This window comes from uncultured Paraglaciecola sp. (assembly GCF_913058035.1).
In the GTDB taxonomy this organism is placed as follows: Bacteria; Pseudomonadota; Gammaproteobacteria; order Enterobacterales; family Alteromonadaceae; genus Paraglaciecola.
In genome coordinates this window covers 1-2,431 of sequence record NZ_CAJXPA010000329.1, presented here as the reverse complement: position 1 = coordinate 2,431, position 2,431 = coordinate 1, and the positions used below count along the sequence as shown (strand labels likewise).

The 2,431-nt window shown below is 36.3% G+C and carries 4 protein-coding genes; 1 reads left to right on the top strand and 3 read right to left on the bottom strand.

The features are described from left to right. Window positions 1–454: 454 nt before the first annotated feature. Together QZ562_RS20935 and QZ562_RS20930 are read right to left on the bottom strand one after the other, a co-directional pair. Window positions 455–1,174 (bottom strand): heparan-alpha-glucosaminide N-acetyltransferase, encoded by a 720-nt coding sequence (locus tag QZ562_RS20935; protein ID WP_293764631.1) that lies wholly within the window; start codon window positions 1,172–1,174, stop codon window positions 455–457. A 1-nt stretch (window position 1,175) separates the two neighbouring features. Next, the gene (locus tag QZ562_RS20930) at window positions 1,176–1,427 is read right to left on the bottom strand and encodes a hypothetical protein (RefSeq protein WP_293764629.1); all 252 of its coding nucleotides are present in this window, start codon (window positions 1,425–1,427) and stop codon (window positions 1,176–1,178) included. 126 nt (window positions 1,428–1,553) lie between these two features. Between QZ562_RS20930 and fabA the strand changes: the two genes are divergently transcribed. Next, window positions 1,554–2,072 (top strand): 3-hydroxyacyl-[acyl-carrier-protein] dehydratase FabA, encoded by a 519-nt coding sequence (fabA, locus tag QZ562_RS20925; RefSeq protein ID WP_293764627.1) that lies wholly within the window; start codon window positions 1,554–1,556, stop codon window positions 2,070–2,072. A gap of 41 nt (window positions 2,073–2,113) precedes the next feature. On the opposite strand, the gene rmf is transcribed toward fabA, so the two are convergent. Further along, the gene (rmf, locus tag QZ562_RS20920; RefSeq protein WP_293764625.1) at window positions 2,114–2,290 is read right to left on the bottom strand and encodes a ribosome modulation factor; all 177 of its coding nucleotides are present in this window, start codon (window positions 2,288–2,290) and stop codon (window positions 2,114–2,116) included. Window positions 2,291–2,431: the final 141 nt, after the last annotated feature.

Here is a 2,431-nt window from a genome sequence, read left to right as displayed (position 1 = left end):
CAACATAGGTTTTTTGTTTATTTAGCATGAAATATTGAACCTGAAACTAATATTTTTTTTTGATAGTTTATGGTGATAGTGAAACAAATAATAAAAGCGTCATAAGCTATTTTTAAATAGCAAGTTAATGGCTATACCTGACTACCAACCTGAATTAACTATTAATTCAGTAAATTTTCATACACTGGTGTCCATTGATACTAATTATATGAAAGATAGGGGTGAAATATTAACTTTTTTGGGTTGACACATGTAGGCTGACAACTTATTTACAAGCTTAAGTGTATTCGTTGTGAAGCATTTTTAAGCTTCTGCACTTTAAGCTACATTGGATTAAACAATTCAAATTTATCGATGCAATAACCCTGTAAACAAGCAAAACCAATAAATCTAACGATTCATAGAACAAAACATTGGCTCTGGCCAATGTTCTCTAGAATATTAATTCTTTCGATTAACGACCTAAAATTATATCTGTGAGACCAAATAAGCCATATAGAATAGGTTGGTGAATAAGATAAATAACCAACGAATGTTGACCCAATATAACTAATTTATCTGAAATGGCACTAGTTTTGACTTTAACCTGAAAAAGTTCTTTGTGCATGACAAACACACCAATCAATACCACACCAATCCAAGGGAAGAAACTAACTAGGTCGACCGTACGAGATGGAATGCCTAAATTTGAAACACTCCACTGCCAAACAGGATATAAGTTCAAAATACCACTCCAAAAGCCTACAAAGCAACCAATCCCGATTATCAAAGCAATATAAGGAGCGCGAACAAATAAAACTGAGATAGGCAATGCGACCGTAACAAAGTGTATGATACCAAAATACACCCATGCATTCGGGTGCATAAAGAAGCTGCCCAATGTAATAAACATAGAGACCGCAAAAAGTTTGCTGACAGATTTAATGAGCTTATTTTTGTTGACCGATTTTTGATATGCCGAATAACTACTCATGCCTACAGCCAACAAAAAACTGCTAACAATAACCGCCCTAAATATTATCCATTCGATATCTTTGCTGGTACTAAAGTCCGCCCAGCCAAAAACCGTTAAGTCATAACTAAAATGAAAAATAACCATCAAAACAATTGCTAGGCCTCTGAGTAAATCAATCTCATAACTTCTTTTTCTAGCATTATTTGAAGGATTTATCATATTACTTATCGTGATCCTTAAGCCATTCATTTAAAAGTCTAATTTGACCACATTTATAAGCTGCATAGGTTATGCGTAACGCATTAGACAACATTTCACTGTCAGTCCATTTGGTTTTGTCAGATAACTCTTTGTAGCAATCCATGGCTTGAGCAGTAACATATCCTCTGACCTGTTTTTTACCCTTGTCTTTTTGTTTATCTCTAAAACGTTTTTGTTTCTCAGCGTTAGCACTGCGTTTAATTATGCTCATATTGTTTTAATAGTCATTCGTATAGGTTTAATTTGGCTAAAAGTTAAATATATCACTGTTCAGAGTTGTTTAGCTTACAACTGTTCGCTAAATTACCCTTCTCAGATTATTAAGGCAATACATAGAATGACAGAACAACAAAATAGTTTCACGAGAGAAGAACTTCTATCCTGCAGTACAGGTGAATTATTCGGTCCAGGAAATAGCCAACTTCCAGCACCCAATATGTTAATGATGGATCGCATTGTCGAGATTCACGAAACAGGTGGTTCCCATGGTAAGGGTTATATCATTGCAGAGCTTGATATTACACCCGACCTTTGGTTCTTTGCATGTCATTTCCCTGGCGATCCTGTTATGCCTGGTTGCCTTGGTTTAGATGCTATGTGGCAATTAGTTGGCTTTTTCTTAGGTTGGTCTGGCGGACCGGGTAAAGGTAGAGCATTAGGCGTCGGTGAGGTTAAGTTCAAGGGACAAGTGTTGCCAACAGCTAAAAAAGTCACTTATCGGATCGATTTGAAACGCGTAATCAAGCGTAAACTGTTTATGGGTTTAGGCGACGGCACAGTTGAAGTTGACGGTAGAGTAATTTATGAAGCTAAAGACTTGAAAGTAGGCTTGTTCCAAGACACCAGCAGCTTTTAATAATACGCTAAACATTAAAGCCCCAATGTGGGGCTTATTTATTATCGACTGACTATTCCAATACTTCTATCACCGATGGCTTCTCGCCACCCTCCTAGCCATTCATATCGTGCACCTGATGTCTGGAATGGACATTTCTCTTTTGAACGACCTGTAATGCCTGCTTGGTAACCTTTAGAATGCGCCCTTGAAAGCTTATCTCTTTTTTGTCTCTTCATTGAGTTTCCTCTTTTGAATGATTACTTACCTGTGGACTTGATAGCCACATATTAGAGATAGTGTATATTGGTGTTTGGTTCAATAATAAATGACACTTAAAGCATTTGACATTATTTAACCTATTGAATTTGTGTGTTTTT

Excerpts from the sequence above, each read along its gene's own strand:
- QZ562_RS20935 (WP_293764631.1), bottom strand. The coding sequence starts at position 1,174 with ATGATAAATCCTTCAAATAATGCTAGAAAAAGAAGTTATGAGATTGAT.
- fabA (WP_293764627.1), top strand. The coding sequence starts at position 1,554 with ATGACAGAACAACAAAATAGTTTCACGAGAGAAGAACTTCTATCCTGC.
- rmf (WP_293764625.1), bottom strand. The coding sequence starts at position 2,290 with ATGAAGAGACAAAAAAGAGATAAGCTTTCAAGGGCGCATTCTAAAGGT.
- QZ562_RS20930 (WP_293764629.1), bottom strand. The coding sequence starts at position 1,427 with ATGAGCATAATTAAACGCAGTGCTAACGCTGAGAAACAAAAACGTTTT.